Source organism: Exiguobacterium sp. TNDT2 (assembly GCF_003331145.1).
In the GTDB taxonomy this organism is placed as follows: domain Bacteria; phylum Bacillota; class Bacilli; order Exiguobacteriales; family Exiguobacteriaceae; genus Exiguobacterium.
Genome location: NZ_QLVE01000011.1, coordinates 24,920 through 39,544, shown reverse-complemented (window position 1 = coordinate 39,544; position 14,625 = coordinate 24,920). Strand labels below are relative to the sequence as shown.

Sequence of the window (14,625 nt, the reverse complement as noted above, 5' to 3'; positions counted from 1 at the left end):
ATGCAACTCGTCAGCCCTCGCTATCTTGAGTCCGGGTATATGTGGCTCTTGTTCGTCGTCGGGGTGTTCACCGCCCTGTACGGCAACGTCTTCCTCGCGAGTGTGATTATCGGCTTCAGCCTGTATGCATTGATCATGCCGGAGCTGTTGTTCCGGCTCGCTGAATACGTCCACGTCGAAGTGACCGACGAGCTGAAGCTGTTCCCGAACGATGAAGAAACGTATACGATCAAATTGGTATCGACGGCGCCTGTCCCGCTCGGTGTCGTCCGTTTGTCAGGATATCTCCATCCGACCGTCGAGTCAGAGGAACACGCTTTCTGGCGCCAAGAGAACTATGTCGGACGCGAGGCGGCCGTCGCCTACACGCTTCCACTCAAGGCGATTCGACGCGGTCCGATCCGCATGGAGGCGATCGGCATGGAGATCCGGGACCCGCTCCGTATGTTTTCGCTCTATAAAGAAGATCCGCTCGACCGCATCGGGTATGTCTTCCCTGAATTCCTGCCTTATCCGATCCCGAAACGTCCGCCGACGTTACCAGGCGAAGAGATGGTCCGTCATAGCGCCTACCGTGACCCGGAGACGTTCCAGTCGGTGGCGCCGTATCACGGACAGCCGATGCGGCAACTGTATTGGTCGGCCTACGCGAAGACAGGTGAACTGCTCGCCCGCACCGAGCAACCCGTCCAGGCGAACGAATATGTCGTCGTGCTCGACTTGTTGACGAAAGACGGACGCGCCCTCACCCATCAGATGGAGCGGTTGATCTCGCAGGCGGCAGCTCTGTGCCGCGACTTCGAGAAAGAGAACGCGAGCTATGGGCTGATCGTGCCGACATTGACGAAGGACGGCATCACCTATGACCTCGCCCCGGGAAGCGGTGAGACACACTTCCGCAAGGTCATGACGACGCTCGCCTGTCTGTCGGAACGGGATTTCCCGCTCGCCCGGTCGCTATTCGAACGGAAGGTCGCCAAATACGGCGGCAGCCAATCGATTTTACGACTCGGAGGTGACGGACGATGAGACAGCTTTGGTGGGTGTTCGCCGCGTTCTATGTCGGTCACGTGTTTCCGCTCGTGTTTCTGTTGACGTTCCGCTTGCCGCGCAACTGGCAACTCGGGGTCCAGACGGCACTGAGCATCGTCGCCCTTTGGTTCTCCTATGAGATGAGCGTGACGTTGCTGTTGTTCACGTACGTCCACGCCTTTATCCGGACGCTCGATTGGACGGACCGTTACGCGATTGCCAGCGTGCTCTTCTTGATCGTCGATTGGTTGTTCCCGCCGGCGTCGCAGCCGCTCGCAATGATCGGCTTCCCGTTCCTGTTCTTGTTTTGGCAGCGGAGCCTGTATTATCGACGTGACTATAAACGGATGATGTCGACACTTGTTGTCGCACTCGGTGTCGGGCTTGGTTTGGCCGTGATCATTCGCACCATCAAAGAACTACTATTCGGCAACCTCGTCGCATGGGTCCAGCCCATCCTGATTTGGATCGGCGGTTGGTTCGATGGCTTCAACTTGGATCCGACCGACCGTGTCAACCGGATTCTCGTCCCGGACAATCCGAACATCGATGCCGAGACGATTTCAAACGAGACGTTACTCGAATCGGCGACGAACCAATCGCTATTCTTGGTCGTCACGTTTCTCGTCGTTCTCGTCAGCGTCATCGCTTTATTCATCTATGTGCAACGCCGAAAAGAAATCCATGAGGATGTGACGATGCCGAAGCAACGCCATCAAGCGGCCGATTCGGTTCGCCGCTCGACACGGGCCCCGCGGCATGTCCGTTTGCTCGATGCCGGGCGCCGGCTTGAACAAGCCCATCCTCGCCATCGTGAAGAGACGGTCATGGAATGGTTCGACCGCATCGGATTCAGCGAAGGGAGCCGCTTCGCCGTCTGGCTCGAGGCCGCCGAGTACGGAGAGAAAGAAGCCCCGGTACCCATTGTGGAGGCGTTTGAACGACACGTCACCCAGACGCTCAACAAATAAAAGACCAGTCAGCTCGCCGTGTATTCCCGGACGATCTGGCTGGTCTTTTTTAGAGGATTGGGCTGAGCAGGCGTGACACGCTCTCTTTGAAACGGATCCATTTCGTCCGCGTCTCATAACGCTCAATCGTCAAGCGGTCAGCACGATCTATGTCCCGTTCGAATGCATCGATGACAGACTGGGCCACGACCTCATCATAGACGAGCGCCGAGATTTCGAAATTGAGACGGAAACTGCGGGCGTCGATGTTCGTCGTGCCGATCGAGGCGACCTCGCCATCGATGACGAGCGTCTTCGCATGAAGGAAACCGCCTTCATACGTATATACTTCGGCACCGTAGCGGACGAGCTCGGCCGCATTCGTATACGTCGCCCAATAGACAAACATGTGGTCCGGCTTATTCGGGATCATCAGGCGAATCTTCGTCCCAGACATGAGCGCGTTGCGGCAGGCGTCGAGGAAGCTGGCGTCAGGGATGAAATAAGGGGTCTGGATGTAAATCGTCTCTTTCGCCTCGGTGATCATCTTGACGAGCATGTTTTTCAAGTGCTCGGTCGATGAGTTCGGACCCGATGTGACGATTTGCACCGGTGATTGGGCCGTCTTAATGAGGACGGATGGCCATACAAAATCCTCTTTCTCAGCCCGATGCTTCGTCGGCACGGCACGGTTCCAATCGAGGAGGAAACGTTCGAGCAGTTCACGCACCGCCTCTCCTCTCATCCGTAGATGCACGTCGCGCCAATAACCGAACTGTCGATTCGTCCCGAGGTATTCATTCCCGACGTTGAAACCGCCGATATAGCCGATGTCTCCGTCGATGATACATAGCTTGCGGTGATTCCGGTTGTTGACGCGGAAGTTGATGCCGAGGCGTGACGGGAAGAACGACTTTACCTCGCCGCCGTGCGCGAGGAGCTGTTTGAAATGGGAGCGTCGCAACCCCCTCGAGCCGACGGCGTCATAAAGCAGACGTACTTTGACACCTTCCTTGGCCCGGCGTGTGAGCGCCTCGATGAGCGCTTGACCGAGTGAATCATTTTGAATGATATAGTACTGGATGTTAATTTCACGCGTCGCCACTTCGATGTCATGGAACAACGCTTCAAATTTTTGCTCACCGTCATGGATGACCTGAATCGCATTATGGTACGTTACGAGTGCGTTCGTAGATGATAAATTTAAGCGAGCGAGCCGTCGATATTTGGATAAGAGCGGGTCGCGGGCGAATAAACCCTCATCCGCATCGAGCTCGGTCAACTGGTTTTGGACGTGCTCGGCGTATTCATGTCGTCGTTCCTCGTCGACTTGATAGAAGTTATTCGATTTGATCAAGCGTCCGAAGAAGATATAGATGAAGAATCCGAGCAGCGGCACGAAGAATAAAACAAGTAGCCAGGCCCACGTTGACCCGATATCGCGCCGTTCGAAGAAGATGATGGTGACCGCAAACATCACGTTGAGAATGACCAATACGATACCGAGTATGCCTAGAATGAATTCTGTCGTGACCATCTCGATTTCCTCCTTTTGCCTCTTGTTTACCCATTCTTCGTAAGAATGAAATGCTCGTTTACAGATACCGCGTCTACAACACAAAAAAACACCGCGCCTGCGGTGTTTTTGGGGTAAATCGATTAGTTTAAGACTTTGATTGTGATTGATTTACGACCGAAGTTGAGCGCTTGCTCTCGTGTCGGCATCAAGATATCGATTTTGTTACCTTTGATGGCGCCACCAGTATCTCCAGCGATTGCTTCGCCGTAGCCTTCAACCCATACTTTAGAGCCGAGTGGGATGACTGAAGGGTCAACCGCGATAACTTTTTGGTTCGGGTTCGAGCGGACGTCGATTCCTGTTGCCGTGATTCCTGAGCATCCTGCACAGTATGGCGTGTAAGCCGTTGCTTCCACAGTCATCGTCTTACCTGAAGCCGGAGCTTGGGTTTGCGTTGTCGACGTAGACTGTTTCGTCACTGGTGCAGATGTTGATGCTTTTGGTTTAGCGGCTGGTGCGCTGTTCGCAACCGATGCTGCTTTAGCACCTTTTACAGAGAATTGTTGACCAGGGAAAATGAGATCTGAATTAAGACCGTTCCATGTCATCAACTGTTTGACAGATACGCCGTTGTTTGTCGCGATGCGATACAACGTGTCACCTGATTTTACTGTATACGTTTTTGAAGCGCTTGAAGCTTTAGCTTCTGACTTCGCAAGCTTCAATACTTGGTTTGGATAAATCATATTAGAGTTTAAGCCGTTCGCTTGTTTGATGTCATTAACTGATACACCGTTGTTCACGGCGATACGGTAAAGTGTATCTCCCGACTGAACTGTGTGTGTTGATGCTGCCGAAGCTGGAGCAGCGACTCCTAAACTAAGGCCAGCGAGTGCCGTTAGTGTCAATAGTGGTTTTTTCATAAGAATATTCCTCCCTTTTCTAACGCTCCCTTACTGTAACACCTGTATGTTTCACTGCCGTTACAGGCTGATATGAGAGTGATATCAGTTCAGTTACAGAAGCTTTCAAAGGGATGAGAGGACTCTGAATTTTTACAATCTAGATACAAATGGCTTTGTTGAGCCGTTTTCGACTATACTAAAGAGAAGAGAAAGGAGGTTTTAGTCTTTGGAACTATTACTGCTATATTACATTGTGACTAATTTACTAGCGTTTATGACATTTTTCTTCGATAAACGCCGTGCCAAATCAAGTGAATGGCGCATTTCGGAACGAACGTTACTCATTCTTGTTTGGATCGGTGGCGCATTCGGCGCCTATCTTGCGATGCGCCTCTTCCGTCATAAGACATTGAAGCCGATGTTTCGAATTGGGGTCCCGATTGCCATCTTGGTGCATGCCGGGATCACGGGCTGGTTCATCTTTTGACGCCATTATATAGAGGGAACTTGTTCAATCGCCACGCAGAAAATTCCGATGAAATGTCTTGATAGACGCTTCGTGGTGAAAAAGAAGTGTGTCCATCCGGTGTTAAAACAAAATAAATGTTCAAATATTGAGGTGTTCGGATGAAGGTTGAAGAAAATCTGATTGATATCCAAGAGTGGACTGAAACGACGATTGACACGACGATCAAAGTGAATCCGCAGTTTCAAATCTGGTTAATCACGAACGGACAACTCGACCTGCTCGTCAATGGGACACGGTCTCGGCTCCGCTCCGGGATGGCGTTGATCTTAGACCGTGGACAAATCGTGAAAGTTGAACCGAAGGGAGAGCCATTTCGTTTGATCGTGATCTCCGTCGAGCCGTTTGACCTATTCTCTCCGTCGCTTGCGGAGTTGTACGTGACACCACATGCCGAGACGTCGCGTAGTAAAGTGTTGCATCCGGCTGAACCGGATGACAAGGTCATCCTCGACATAATCGACAAAGTGATTCGCAGTCTGAAAAAGAAGTCCTCGTTCGCGTTGCTCGATGCGAGCTTACAACTCGCAGTCATTTGGCGCTATTGGATTCAACAGCCGCAAAGCAGAACGAAACATCATGTTCAGGAACGGATGCGTCTCATGCTCGCCTACATACATGACCATGACACGATGAAACTGACGCTCGAAGACATCGCAGCAACGGGTGGTCTGAGCCGGGCGGAATGTTGCCGCTACTTTACAAAATGGGGCGACACATCGCCGCTCGCCTATGTCCAAGACATCCGGATGCAACGAGCCGCCCGTCTGTTATGTGAGACGGACAGTCCGGTCGCTGAAGTGGCAAACCGGTTTGGCTTTACGAGCGTGAGCCATTTCGTCCAGACGTTTAAGAAAGTGCATCATCAAACACCGCTCGCGTTTCGCAAGCAGAAGACATAACAAAAGCCGACAATCGTGTCGGCTTTTTCTCGTTAACGGGCGGTCCACCCACCGTCCGCTTTCAAGACGTCGCCATTGACGAAACTCGAATCGTCGGAGGCGAGGAACAACGCGACCTTGGCAATTTGCTCCGGTTCACCCATCGGTGCCTCCCCTGCCCCTTGGATGGCCCGCATCCCGAGCTCGCTCGGCGCGGTGATGGTGGCGCCGATATTCGTATTGACCCCGCCCGGTGCGATGGCGTTGGCCCGAATCTTGTTGAACGTACCGTACGTGGCGGCAATATTTTTCGTCAGGCCGATCAGTGCGTGCTTCGAGGCGACGTACGAGGCGCCGCCCCGTGTCCCGAACAGGCCACCGACCGAGGCGTTATTGATGATGACGCCGCCCGTTTCTTGCTTGTCCATGATGTTGATCGCGGCCCGGGCCAGTTTCATCGGTCCGGTCAAATTGACGGCGATGACACGGTCCCACACCTCGTCGGTCACTTCGCCGACGGTCAAAAAGTTGTCCATGATGCCGGCATTGTTGACCAAGATGTCGAGCGAACCGAACGTGCTCTTCGCCGTCTCGACCATCTTGTCGATATCTTCCTGCTTTGTGACGTTCCCGGCGACGCCGACGGCTTCCCCACCGCTCGCTTTAATCTCTGACACGACTGTTTCGACCGAATCCGCGTTCATGTCGACGGCGACGACGCGTGCCCCTTCCTCGGCAAACAGTTTGGCGATCGCCCGACCCATCCCTGACCCGGCCCCGGTGACGAGCGCCGTTTTACCCGATAATTTCACACCGCATTCCTCCTTGTTGAGACAACTCAAGAGCGACAGTGAAAACGACATGTGCAACCTGCTCACGTGTCAGTAGTCTATACCCGGATTTGGAGGGAAACGTGTCTCTGTTTGGAAGAATCTGCTTTTGTTCCAATCATCAGTCACGTACAATGAAAAGATACAGATATTGGGAGTTGAAAGGTGGGGTTCAATTGAATCGTTATCATGCAGAAGTGCTCGGGAGCGGGACACCCGTGCTATTTTTACCGGCCGGGGATTCACTGGGGAGGAAGGCCGTTCGCTCGCTGAGGCGTTGCGCAACGACTTCGAAGTTCATTTGTTCGATCTGCCAGGGTTCGGGCGAAGTGAAGGGATTAAGCAGGCCGTGACGTTCGAACAGTTGGCGGATTGGGTCAACGACTACGTCGTCACACATCGAATCAGACCCGTCCATGTGATCGCGCATTCACTCGGCGGCGCGGTAGGTCTCGCTTTCGCCGCTTATTATCCCGAGCACGTGGAGCGGCGAAAGCGAGACCAAGGCCATAAGACGTTCCCGCGCGTTCCGTTGAGAGAATATAGGGTGTTGGGCCTTGCCGTCCCGCTCCTGAGCGGACTTTATCGTCTGTTCGGACCTCGACTCGTCCGGAAAATCGAGACAAAAATCATTTCAGACAACGTGTCAGCTCCGATGCCAGAGGAACAGGTTAAGGCATTCTGCGCACAGACAGGTCTCACTGAACGAGACGAGATTCGACGTGCGTTGGACGCCCCGGCTAAGCTCGGTCGAGGCAGATTGAATCTGTTGTTCGGCTTCTATCAACTTGCCGTGCCGCAGCTCATGCGTTCACTTCAAGTCCCGACGTTGCTTATTTACGGCGATTTTGTCGGACTGGACGACAAAGAAGCCCGATTGACGAAGTCAGCCATGATGGACCTGCAACGGCATGAGCTGCCAATCACTTACATACGAATGACAGGTGGCCACTTCGTCCATTGGAACCCGGCGTTCCCGATTGAACAGGTACGACAATTTTTACAAGTCGAGAAAGTGAGCGGTCTGTCATGAAGCGTCAGCAAAAAATTGTCCTCATTATTGTGTTCATGTTGTTGTTATCAGCCGGAGTGGCATGGGGAGTCGAGTCGACCAAACAGCCACAGTTGCCCGAAGGAGCGGAACCGATTCTCACCTACCCTGTTGATGACCGTAATATGAGTCTTCGCTTTTTCACGAACAGTTACACCGTCGAGGAATGGAGTGAAGAGCCGGTTGCGCAAGGCATAGGTCTTGAACTTACTGTCGACAATCAGGTTCAGTCGGTTACATCTGAATCGCTGTCCGAGGCAGGTCTCACGTGGTCGACTTTCGGCCAATCGTGCGGAGATCCGTCAGCATGTTCCCCGTACGATATCCTTTACGGGATGAACCACGGCGAGACGACAAGAGTCGTCGTCGAGTTGAACGGGGAAAGGTTCGAACCGGAACTGTTGAAGACGAAGGCCGGGAATGACGTTTGGTTCGTGCTCGTCGACCAAATCGAGTCGATTGAGTCTATCACCGGCTATGATTCTGAAGGGGAAGTATCTTACCGCTTCAACAACTAAAAAAGAGACGGAGGACGGCTGTCCTCTCATCTCTTAGCGCTCGCAGGCGATACCGTCCTTGTCACGGTCTTTTGATTTGTTCGCTTCGTATAACGAACTGTTGGCGTAAGGCTTGTACTTTGTCTTACCACCTTTGTTTTTCGTCGTCTTCGTTTTGGCGACACCGCCTTTGTACGTCTTATTCAGTTCGGTGCAATTCTTAATTTTTTTCGGTGCGGCGTCCACGGTTTCTGACGGTGCGATGCTCAGCGTGAACAACGCGATGCCGGCGATGGTCGCACGAAGTAGCTTTTTCATAGTTTTCCTCCTAGGTAACAAACGATATCAGTGTTAATTCTTGTTTATTATAAGGGCAGTTATGATGAATCTCCTGCTTTTTAAAAATAGTTGAAGGAAGGTAACATCTATGGACTTACTTATATTGATGCAGGACCGGGCTCTCCCGTTACTGCTGCTCGCACTATTTCTCATTTTGAACGTGGTGTTCGTCATAGGGATTTGGAAACGACGACGCCACTTCTCCAAAGGTTTTCTCGTGTTCGCGAGCTCGCTTACGTTCTTACTCATGACGTCATCGGTCATCCTCATCATGTTCACGATGTTCATCGGCTACAACCAGTGACGTCTTCTATCCAATGACATCCGTATCGAAATCATCGAGTACCCCTACGATGTTCGAAGTATGATGAATGCAGAAAGGAGGGAATGCTGATGCTTGAATCACTGAACCGATTGATGGACCACATCGATCAACATCTAATAGAAGACATCACGAGTCAGGATATCACACGCATCGTCGGGGTGTCCGACTATCATTTTCGACGCATGTTTTCCTACATGGCCGGGATGACGCTCAATGAATATATCCGAAATCGTCGGCTGTCAGAAGCGAACAAGGACTTGATCCATGGGAAGTCGGTCACGAACGTGGCGTATACGTATGGCTACCAATCCGTCGACGGGTTCTCGCGAGCGTTTCGAGATTGGTGTGGCTTTTTACCGTCTGAAGTGATTAAGAACAAGATTCAAAAGTCATTCCCGAAATTCACTTTCTTCATCGACATCAAAGGAGGAATCTCGATGGAATTCAAATTAGAACACAAATCTTCATTCAACGTCGTCGGCGTGTCCAAACGCGTCCCGATTCAGTTCGAAGGCGTGAATCATGACATCGTCGAGTTGGCGCAGTCAATCACGGCGCAACAGCGAAGCGAGATGCATCAGTTGGCGGACCTCTATCCGCACCAAGTACTGAACGTGTCATTTGATTTTGATGAAGGCTATTTGGACGAAACGGGTTCACTCACGCATATGATCGGTTTCGCGACGACGCAAGAGAATACGTACAAGGACCTTGAACAAATCACGATCGAGTCGAACCTATGGGCCGTTTTCCCGAATACCGGTCCGTTCCCGAAGACGCTCCAGGAGACGATGGCCAAAACGTATGCCGAATGGCTGCCGACGTCTGGGTACGAACTGGCCGACTTGCCGAGCATCTCGTTCACGAAGCATGACGGACCATCAGACAACGTCTATAGCGAAGTGTGGGTAGCGGTGAAAGAATAAACAGTCTCCTAGTCAAAAACGCCCTCTCTAGAGTTAATATCTAGGGGGGCGTTTTCGACTCGTTTATAATTCATTCGTTAGAGTAGTTCATTGGTTTTGTGTGTTATAAATCCTGAATTGTCTACTTCAAGTCGTGTTTTCAATCCATTTCTTTAAGTTCAATCATTCGATCTTTTAAAGTCATAAATTCTGATTCGTAATCGCCTAAAAGCAATTCCACTTCAGAGAAAGGACAGAATGCAGCACCATTACTAAAGAAAATTACTAAATGATTTGTAATGTCATATTTCTTTTTCTTAAAGACTCCCCATTCGGCACCATCTATTCTTTGCCTCAAACACTCGCCAAAATATAAACCTAAATCCATTAATAATTTGTAATCGTGAATGTCTATCATATTTATAGCGGCGTGATTCTCATTTTTTATTTTTAGCAACGAGGCTAGAAATTTCCTTTTTGATAATTCGTATGGCGCAGCATTTTCAAGGTTACAGTTTAATAGTTCTTCCTCCGTATATTCTGAGAGTTTTCTGATTTCCAGATTTTCTATGGCCCAATCAAATACTTCATCCATGACTTGATCACTAAATATTTCTTTATGCTCTACTACGCGGTTTAGTGTTGTTTGTTTTATTAAAACCCATATTCTAGTTTCTAGATTAGTCATCATGTATTCGAAATATTGATTTAACAATTTTGGAGTAAGTTCTTCATATCTTACACTAAAAAAAATTGGAGTTTTAAGTACAGGGTATTCCACTTGATGTCCCTCCCGTTATGAATGGTGATTGGCTTAGAGTTATTCATACAATGACAGTTACTGTCGTTTAGTCATAGCGTTCTGTATCTCCGAGATGGCTTTGCTTCCTTAGTCCCTTATTTGTTTATAAATGTCGATTGTTCCATTCAGGACATCAACTCGCGCATTCCAATTTCGAACTTTGGAATGGATCGTGAACACGTCATCGGACTCCCAACTACTCGTTCCGAAATATAATGAGAACGAATTAGGGTTCGCGATTTCTTCAATCACTTTTGCTTGGAATAACCTCATCCCCTTTTCATAAACTTCAATCCAAAACGAAGCACCTGTCACAGAGACAATCAATTTAAAAACAGCTATCCGATTTCGTTTTTTATTTGATTTTGGAGTTTTATTTAGCAAAATGACCAACTTGTAGTCATTCATTTCGATTTGCCTCAAACATTGTTTGATGATGTCAGAAATCGCTTCTCTCTTACTGAACGTATGTACTTCTAATAGTGGTACGAGCACTTCACGTACGAGCTCAGCGAAATGACGAAACTTCTCTTTTTCGTCAAGAATCATTAAATAATTCTCATAGTTGAACGTTTTACTCGTGAACTCATGGACCAGCACCTGATTGTCTGTCCCATCAAACGTATGGTGCATATATGACTTCGTCTCATGTGCCACTAGAAGCTCTATCCCAACGAGTTCGTCGGATGTGAATCGGACCTCGTCTTGCTCGATGAATCGAGACAGATAATTCGCAAGCAATTCTTCAAACACGTATGACGAGTGAATCTCGGTGATGTGTCGCTTCCTCCAGTTCCGATCATGTGGTTGATTAAGAGTTGTACCTAAACGAATTGAGATATGTCTCATGGAGTGCCCCCATTTCTTTCTACTTACCATCATACAAAAACTCCCTTTGACTATCACTTAGAAAGTCAAAAGGAGTCATTTTTATTTTGTCACTTTGTATTCCAACGCTTCCCCGTTCGTCTCGATCACATGCTTGTACCAATCGAACGAGTCTTTCTTCATCCGCTCCATCGAGCCGTTGCCCTCATTGTCACGGTCGACATAAATCATGCCGTACCGTTTCTTCATCTCGCCCGTCGTGAACGAGACGATGTCGATGATGCCCCATGGCGTGTAGCCGATCAAGTCGACGCCGTCATAGACGACCGCTTGTTTCAACTGTTCGATATGCGCCTTCAAGTAGTCGATGCGTGCCGCATCATGGATTTTCCCGTCGACAATCTCATCGACAGCACCGAATCCGTTCTCGACGATGAAGAGCGGGATTTGATAGCGGTCGTACAACCGGTTGAGTACATAGCGGAGACCGACCGGGTCGATCGACCAGCCCCAGTCGCTCGACTTGATATACGGATTCTCGACGCCGTTCGGCAGACCACCGTTGACGATGTCGCCAATGTTGTCGGCAATGACATCACTCTTCACGGTCGTCGACATATAGTAACTGAAACCGAGGTAATCGACGGTCCCATTCTTCAAAATCTCTTCGTCCCCATCGAGGAACGGGATGGAATAGCCTTCACGCTCGAATTCGATCAAGGCGTAGCTCGGATAGACCCCGCGCACTTGCACGTCCGGGAAGAAGTAACGTTGACGCATCATCTCTTCAGCAAGCATGACGTCGTCCGGGTTCGACGAGAACGGATAAATCGGCACGTGTGACACCATCGCCCCGATTTCAAAGTCCGGATTGATTGCTTTCCCTTTTGCGACGGCGAGCGCGCTCGCGATCAACTCATGGTGCCCCGTCTGATACATCACTTCACGGGCGTTCTCCCCGTCTTCGACGATGACGCCTGAGTTCGTCCATAAGAAGAGCGGGTTGTTGACGTCCATCTTGTTGTTGATCTCGTTGAACGTCATCCAATATTTGACCTTGTCTTTATAGCGGTCGAAACACACCTCGGCGAAACGGACGAAATGGTCGACGACGGCACGGTTGCGGAACCCGCCGTACTCACGTGCGAGGTGGAGCGGCATCTCGAAGTGGGACAACGTGATGATCGGCTCGATGTCATGCTTCAACAGTTCGTCGAACAAGTCGTCATAAAATTGGAGTCCTGCCTCGTTCGGCTCCGCATCGTCCCCGTTCGGGAAGATCCGGCTCCAACCGATCGACGTGCGGAGACACTTCAAGCCCATCTCAGCGAAGAGCGCGACGTCTTCTTTATAACGGTGATAGAAGTCGATTGCTTCATGGTTCGGATAAAATTCGTCCGGCTCGACCTTGTCCGTGATCCGACGCGCGACGCCGTGAGCGCCTGCTGTCAAGACGTCGACGACGCTAGGTCCTTTGCCGTCGGCGTCCCAGCCGCCTTCAAATTGGTGGGCGGCAAGCGCGCCGCCCCATAGAAAGTCTTTCGGTAATGTCTTCATATGTGTTCCTCCTTCTTCGAGATGCCAATAATGAATCATACACGTCTAGTATAATTGTACCGGTACAATTATACAAGTCCGGTATCTTTTTATTCTCGTTAAAATAGTGACATGGTACAATCGAATTACCGAATATGAAGCGAGGAATACGCATGTTAAAATACCAACAGGTTGCAGCAGAGATTGAACAGTACATCAATCAAAAGGATTTGAAACAAGGAGATAAACTGCCCGTCCTCGAGCAGTTGATGAGCCAATATGCCGTCAGCAAGAGTACGATTACGAAAGCGCTCGAGTTGCTGGAGCGAAAAGGCGTCATCTTTCAATTGCGGGGAAGCGGGATCTTCGTCCGGCGCCACAACCGTCCGGGCTATATGAGCCTATTCTCGACGCAAGGGTTCAAGAGCAATCTCGGTGACCGGGCGTTGACGTCGGACGTGCTCGACGTCTCGGTCACGAAACCGCACACGACGGTCGCGCAGAACCTTGGCATCGACGTGACAGATGACGTCTATCGCGTCGAGCGGGTCCGCTTCGTCGACGGCGAGGTGTTCTGTTACGAGGAGTCGTACTATGTGAAGGCGATCGTCCCGTATTTGAACCGAGAGATCGTCGCCGACTCAATCTTCGATTACGTCCAGGGCGCACTCGGCGTCACCATCGGCTTTTCGGACATGTACATGCAGGTCGGGCGACTGACTGCCACGGAGGCCGGCTATCTAGGTTTACAGACGGACGACCCGACGCTCCGCATCGAGACGATTTTCCATCTTTCGAACGGGAAGCCGTTCGACTATTCACGCATCACGTATCATTTCGAACACTCGCAGTTCGTCGTCCAGGCGAACGGACCGTTCATGTGAAAACACCGCTCGACGCTATTGCGTGGAGCGGTGTTTTTTATAGGTGTAATTTATTTATCTTTGAGTCAGGTGGTGATATGTACCGACTCCATGCAACCGTCTTATTTATTCGCTCGCCTCCGGTACAAAAGATAACTGAGCGGGAGCCCCGCCAACAACGCAAAGCCAAGCATCCAATACAATCTTGGAGTTGTCGTCTGAACATTACCCGAACTACCAGTGAGGCCATCCTCCAACGAACCTTCAACGTTTAAATGTGCCTCGACTAAGAGTGCCTGATAGGATTCGAGCGTGATCGTGTCTCCGCCGATGAACCGTTTCGCATCATTCGTCAAGGCAGTCAACGTCTCCCCGTCAAAATCAAACCATGCATTTTCTCGCGCGGAATGGACCAATGTCCCGGACACATCAGCTAAGGCAATGGCTAACTCGTCGCCATACCCCAACGTGGAGAAGGCGAAGACACCCGGTTCTTGCTCATACGTCCCGATGACGTTTCTCGGCTCGCCGTCTTGTATGACGGCCGACACGTACTCGTCACTCGGAACGAACGTGCACATTTCGTCTGGCGAATAACAGGATTGCGCAGCAATCATCACTTCATGGAGCGGACCGAACGAGATGGCGCGACTTTCCGTCAAGTGATAGTTACTCGGGTCGTCTCCTTCGATATGGTCGAGGACGATCGACTCGAAATGTTCTTCAGCGAAACGCTCCGCGGATCGTTCTGTCGGCGCCGCAGCTGCCGACGTGGCAGCGAGCGTGAAGATCCCGGCTAAAGCGAATGTTTTGATCAGGCGGAACATATCTTTACT

General features: G+C 50.6%; 17 protein-coding genes. 9 read left to right on the top strand and 8 right to left on the bottom strand.

The features are described from left to right. Both DPV68_RS07720 and DPV68_RS07715 read left to right on the top strand, forming a co-directional pair. A complete protein-coding gene (locus tag DPV68_RS07720; protein ID WP_114166189.1) occupies positions 1 to 1,029 on the top strand; it encodes a DUF58 domain-containing protein in 1,029 nt (342 codons plus the stop codon). Further along, positions 1,026 to 2,003, top strand: coding sequence for a hypothetical protein (locus tag DPV68_RS07715; protein WP_114166188.1), 978 nt, complete (start codon positions 1,026 to 1,028; stop codon positions 2,001 to 2,003). The genes DPV68_RS07720 and DPV68_RS07715 overlap by 4 nt, the downstream gene beginning before the upstream one ends. A gap of 49 nt (positions 2,004 to 2,052) precedes the next feature. Here the strand turns inward: DPV68_RS07715 and cls are convergent, their stop codons facing one another. Both cls and DPV68_RS07705 read right to left on the bottom strand, forming a co-directional pair. Next, positions 2,053 to 3,519 carry a cardiolipin synthase gene (gene cls / locus DPV68_RS07710; RefSeq protein WP_114166187.1) on the bottom strand — a complete coding sequence of 489 codons (1,467 nt, stop codon included), beginning with the start codon at positions 3,517 to 3,519 and terminating at the stop codon, positions 2,053 to 2,055. Positions 3,520 to 3,641: 122 nt separating this feature from the next. Beyond that, complete coding sequence (locus DPV68_RS07705) at positions 3,642 to 4,424, bottom strand: LysM peptidoglycan-binding and 3D domain-containing protein (RefSeq protein WP_034777617.1); 783 nt, start codon at positions 4,422 to 4,424, stop codon at positions 3,642 to 3,644. 208 nt (positions 4,425 to 4,632) lie between these two features. On the opposite strand from DPV68_RS07705, the gene DPV68_RS07700 reads away from it, so the two are divergent. Both DPV68_RS07700 and DPV68_RS07695 read left to right on the top strand, forming a co-directional pair. Next, positions 4,633 to 4,893 (top strand): DUF1294 domain-containing protein, encoded by a 261-nt coding sequence (locus DPV68_RS07700; RefSeq protein WP_232819556.1) that lies wholly within the window; start codon positions 4,633 to 4,635, stop codon positions 4,891 to 4,893. 140 nt (positions 4,894 to 5,033) lie between these two features. After that, positions 5,034 to 5,834 carry a helix-turn-helix transcriptional regulator gene (locus DPV68_RS07695; protein ID WP_114166186.1) on the top strand — a complete coding sequence of 267 codons (801 nt, stop codon included), beginning with the start codon at positions 5,034 to 5,036 and terminating at the stop codon, positions 5,832 to 5,834. A gap of 32 nt (positions 5,835 to 5,866) precedes the next feature. Here the strand turns inward: DPV68_RS07695 and DPV68_RS07690 are convergent, their stop codons facing one another. Further along, positions 5,867 to 6,676, bottom strand: coding sequence for a glucose 1-dehydrogenase (locus DPV68_RS07690; protein ID WP_198662271.1), 810 nt, complete (start codon positions 6,674 to 6,676; stop codon positions 5,867 to 5,869). A 76-nt stretch (positions 6,677 to 6,752) separates the two neighbouring features. Here DPV68_RS07690 and DPV68_RS07685 point away from each other — a divergent pair, with 76 nt between their 5' ends. Further along, the gene (locus DPV68_RS07685; protein ID WP_370447071.1) at positions 6,753 to 7,676 is read left to right on the top strand and encodes an alpha/beta fold hydrolase; all 924 of its coding nucleotides are present in this window, start codon (positions 6,753 to 6,755) and stop codon (positions 7,674 to 7,676) included. Then, entirely contained in the window at positions 7,673 to 8,212 is a 540-nt protein-coding gene (locus DPV68_RS07680; RefSeq protein ID WP_114166183.1) for a hypothetical protein, read from the top strand. The genes DPV68_RS07685 and DPV68_RS07680 overlap by 4 nt, the downstream gene beginning before the upstream one ends. Positions 8,213 to 8,245: 33 nt before the next feature. On the opposite strand, the gene DPV68_RS07675 is transcribed toward DPV68_RS07680, so the two are convergent. Then, positions 8,246 to 8,509: an excalibur calcium-binding domain-containing protein gene (locus DPV68_RS07675; protein WP_114166182.1), complete on the bottom strand. Its 264-nt coding sequence runs from the start codon at positions 8,507 to 8,509 to the stop codon at positions 8,246 to 8,248. Positions 8,510 to 8,618: 109 nt separating this feature from the next. On the opposite strand from DPV68_RS07675, the gene DPV68_RS07670 reads away from it, so the two are divergent. Together DPV68_RS07670 and DPV68_RS07665 are read left to right on the top strand one after the other, a co-directional pair. Continuing rightward, the gene (locus DPV68_RS07670; RefSeq protein ID WP_114166181.1) at positions 8,619 to 8,834 is read left to right on the top strand and encodes a hypothetical protein; all 216 of its coding nucleotides are present in this window, start codon (positions 8,619 to 8,621) and stop codon (positions 8,832 to 8,834) included. Between the two features lie 89 nt (positions 8,835 to 8,923). Then, positions 8,924 to 9,781 (top strand): AraC family transcriptional regulator, encoded by an 858-nt coding sequence (locus DPV68_RS07665; protein WP_114166180.1) that lies wholly within the window; start codon positions 8,924 to 8,926, stop codon positions 9,779 to 9,781. 139 nt (positions 9,782 to 9,920) lie between these two features. On the opposite strand, the gene DPV68_RS07660 is transcribed toward DPV68_RS07665, so the two are convergent. From DPV68_RS07660 to bglA, 3 genes are all read right to left on the bottom strand, one after another. Next, complete coding sequence (locus DPV68_RS07660) at positions 9,921 to 10,541, bottom strand: hypothetical protein (RefSeq protein WP_114166179.1); 621 nt, start codon at positions 10,539 to 10,541, stop codon at positions 9,921 to 9,923. Between the two features lie 108 nt (positions 10,542 to 10,649). After that, positions 10,650 to 11,411 carry a hypothetical protein gene (locus DPV68_RS07655; protein ID WP_157964154.1) on the bottom strand — a complete coding sequence of 254 codons (762 nt, stop codon included), beginning with the start codon at positions 11,409 to 11,411 and terminating at the stop codon, positions 10,650 to 10,652. 81 nt (positions 11,412 to 11,492) lie between these two features. Then, positions 11,493 to 12,947, bottom strand: a complete 1,455-nt coding sequence (gene bglA, locus DPV68_RS07650; protein ID WP_114166177.1) for a 6-phospho-beta-glucosidase BglA — start codon at positions 12,945 to 12,947, stop codon at positions 11,493 to 11,495. 152 nt (positions 12,948 to 13,099) lie between these two features. Between bglA and DPV68_RS07645 the strand changes: the two genes are divergently transcribed. Next, positions 13,100 to 13,810: a GntR family transcriptional regulator gene (locus DPV68_RS07645; protein WP_114166176.1), complete on the top strand. Its 711-nt coding sequence runs from the start codon at positions 13,100 to 13,102 to the stop codon at positions 13,808 to 13,810. A 101-nt stretch (positions 13,811 to 13,911) separates the two neighbouring features. On the opposite strand, the gene DPV68_RS07640 is transcribed toward DPV68_RS07645, so the two are convergent. Beyond that, positions 13,912 to 14,616 (bottom strand): hypothetical protein, encoded by a 705-nt coding sequence (locus DPV68_RS07640; RefSeq protein ID WP_114166175.1) that lies wholly within the window; start codon positions 14,614 to 14,616, stop codon positions 13,912 to 13,914. Positions 14,617 to 14,625 lie beyond the last annotated feature (9 nt).

Excerpts from the sequence above, each read along its gene's own strand:
- DPV68_RS07720 (WP_114166189.1), top strand. The coding sequence starts at position 1 with ATGCAACTCGTCAGCCCTCGCTATCTTGAGTCCGGGTATATGTGGCTC.
- DPV68_RS07665 (WP_114166180.1), top strand. The coding sequence starts at position 8,924 with ATGCTTGAATCACTGAACCGATTGATGGACCACATCGATCAACATCTA.
- DPV68_RS07675 (WP_114166182.1), bottom strand. The coding sequence starts at position 8,509 with ATGAAAAAGCTACTTCGTGCGACCATCGCCGGCATCGCGTTGTTCACG.
- DPV68_RS07670 (WP_114166181.1), top strand. The coding sequence starts at position 8,619 with ATGGACTTACTTATATTGATGCAGGACCGGGCTCTCCCGTTACTGCTG.
- DPV68_RS07705 (WP_034777617.1), bottom strand. The coding sequence starts at position 4,424 with ATGAAAAAACCACTATTGACACTAACGGCACTCGCTGGCCTTAGTTTA.
- bglA (WP_114166177.1), bottom strand. The coding sequence starts at position 12,947 with ATGAAGACATTACCGAAAGACTTTCTATGGGGCGGCGCGCTTGCCGCC.
- DPV68_RS07680 (WP_114166183.1), top strand. The coding sequence starts at position 7,673 with ATGAAGCGTCAGCAAAAAATTGTCCTCATTATTGTGTTCATGTTGTTG.
- DPV68_RS07640 (WP_114166175.1), bottom strand. The coding sequence starts at position 14,616 with ATGTTCCGCCTGATCAAAACATTCGCTTTAGCCGGGATCTTCACGCTC.
- DPV68_RS07690 (WP_198662271.1), bottom strand. The coding sequence starts at position 6,676 with ATGTCGTTTTCACTGTCGCTCTTGAGTTGTCTCAACAAGGAGGAATGC.
- cls (WP_114166187.1), bottom strand. The coding sequence starts at position 3,519 with ATGGTCACGACAGAATTCATTCTAGGCATACTCGGTATCGTATTGGTC.
- DPV68_RS07655 (WP_157964154.1), bottom strand. The coding sequence starts at position 11,411 with ATGAGACATATCTCAATTCGTTTAGGTACAACTCTTAATCAACCACAT.
- DPV68_RS07645 (WP_114166176.1), top strand. The coding sequence starts at position 13,100 with ATGTTAAAATACCAACAGGTTGCAGCAGAGATTGAACAGTACATCAAT.
- DPV68_RS07695 (WP_114166186.1), top strand. The coding sequence starts at position 5,034 with ATGAAGGTTGAAGAAAATCTGATTGATATCCAAGAGTGGACTGAAACG.
- DPV68_RS07715 (WP_114166188.1), top strand. The coding sequence starts at position 1,026 with ATGAGACAGCTTTGGTGGGTGTTCGCCGCGTTCTATGTCGGTCACGTG.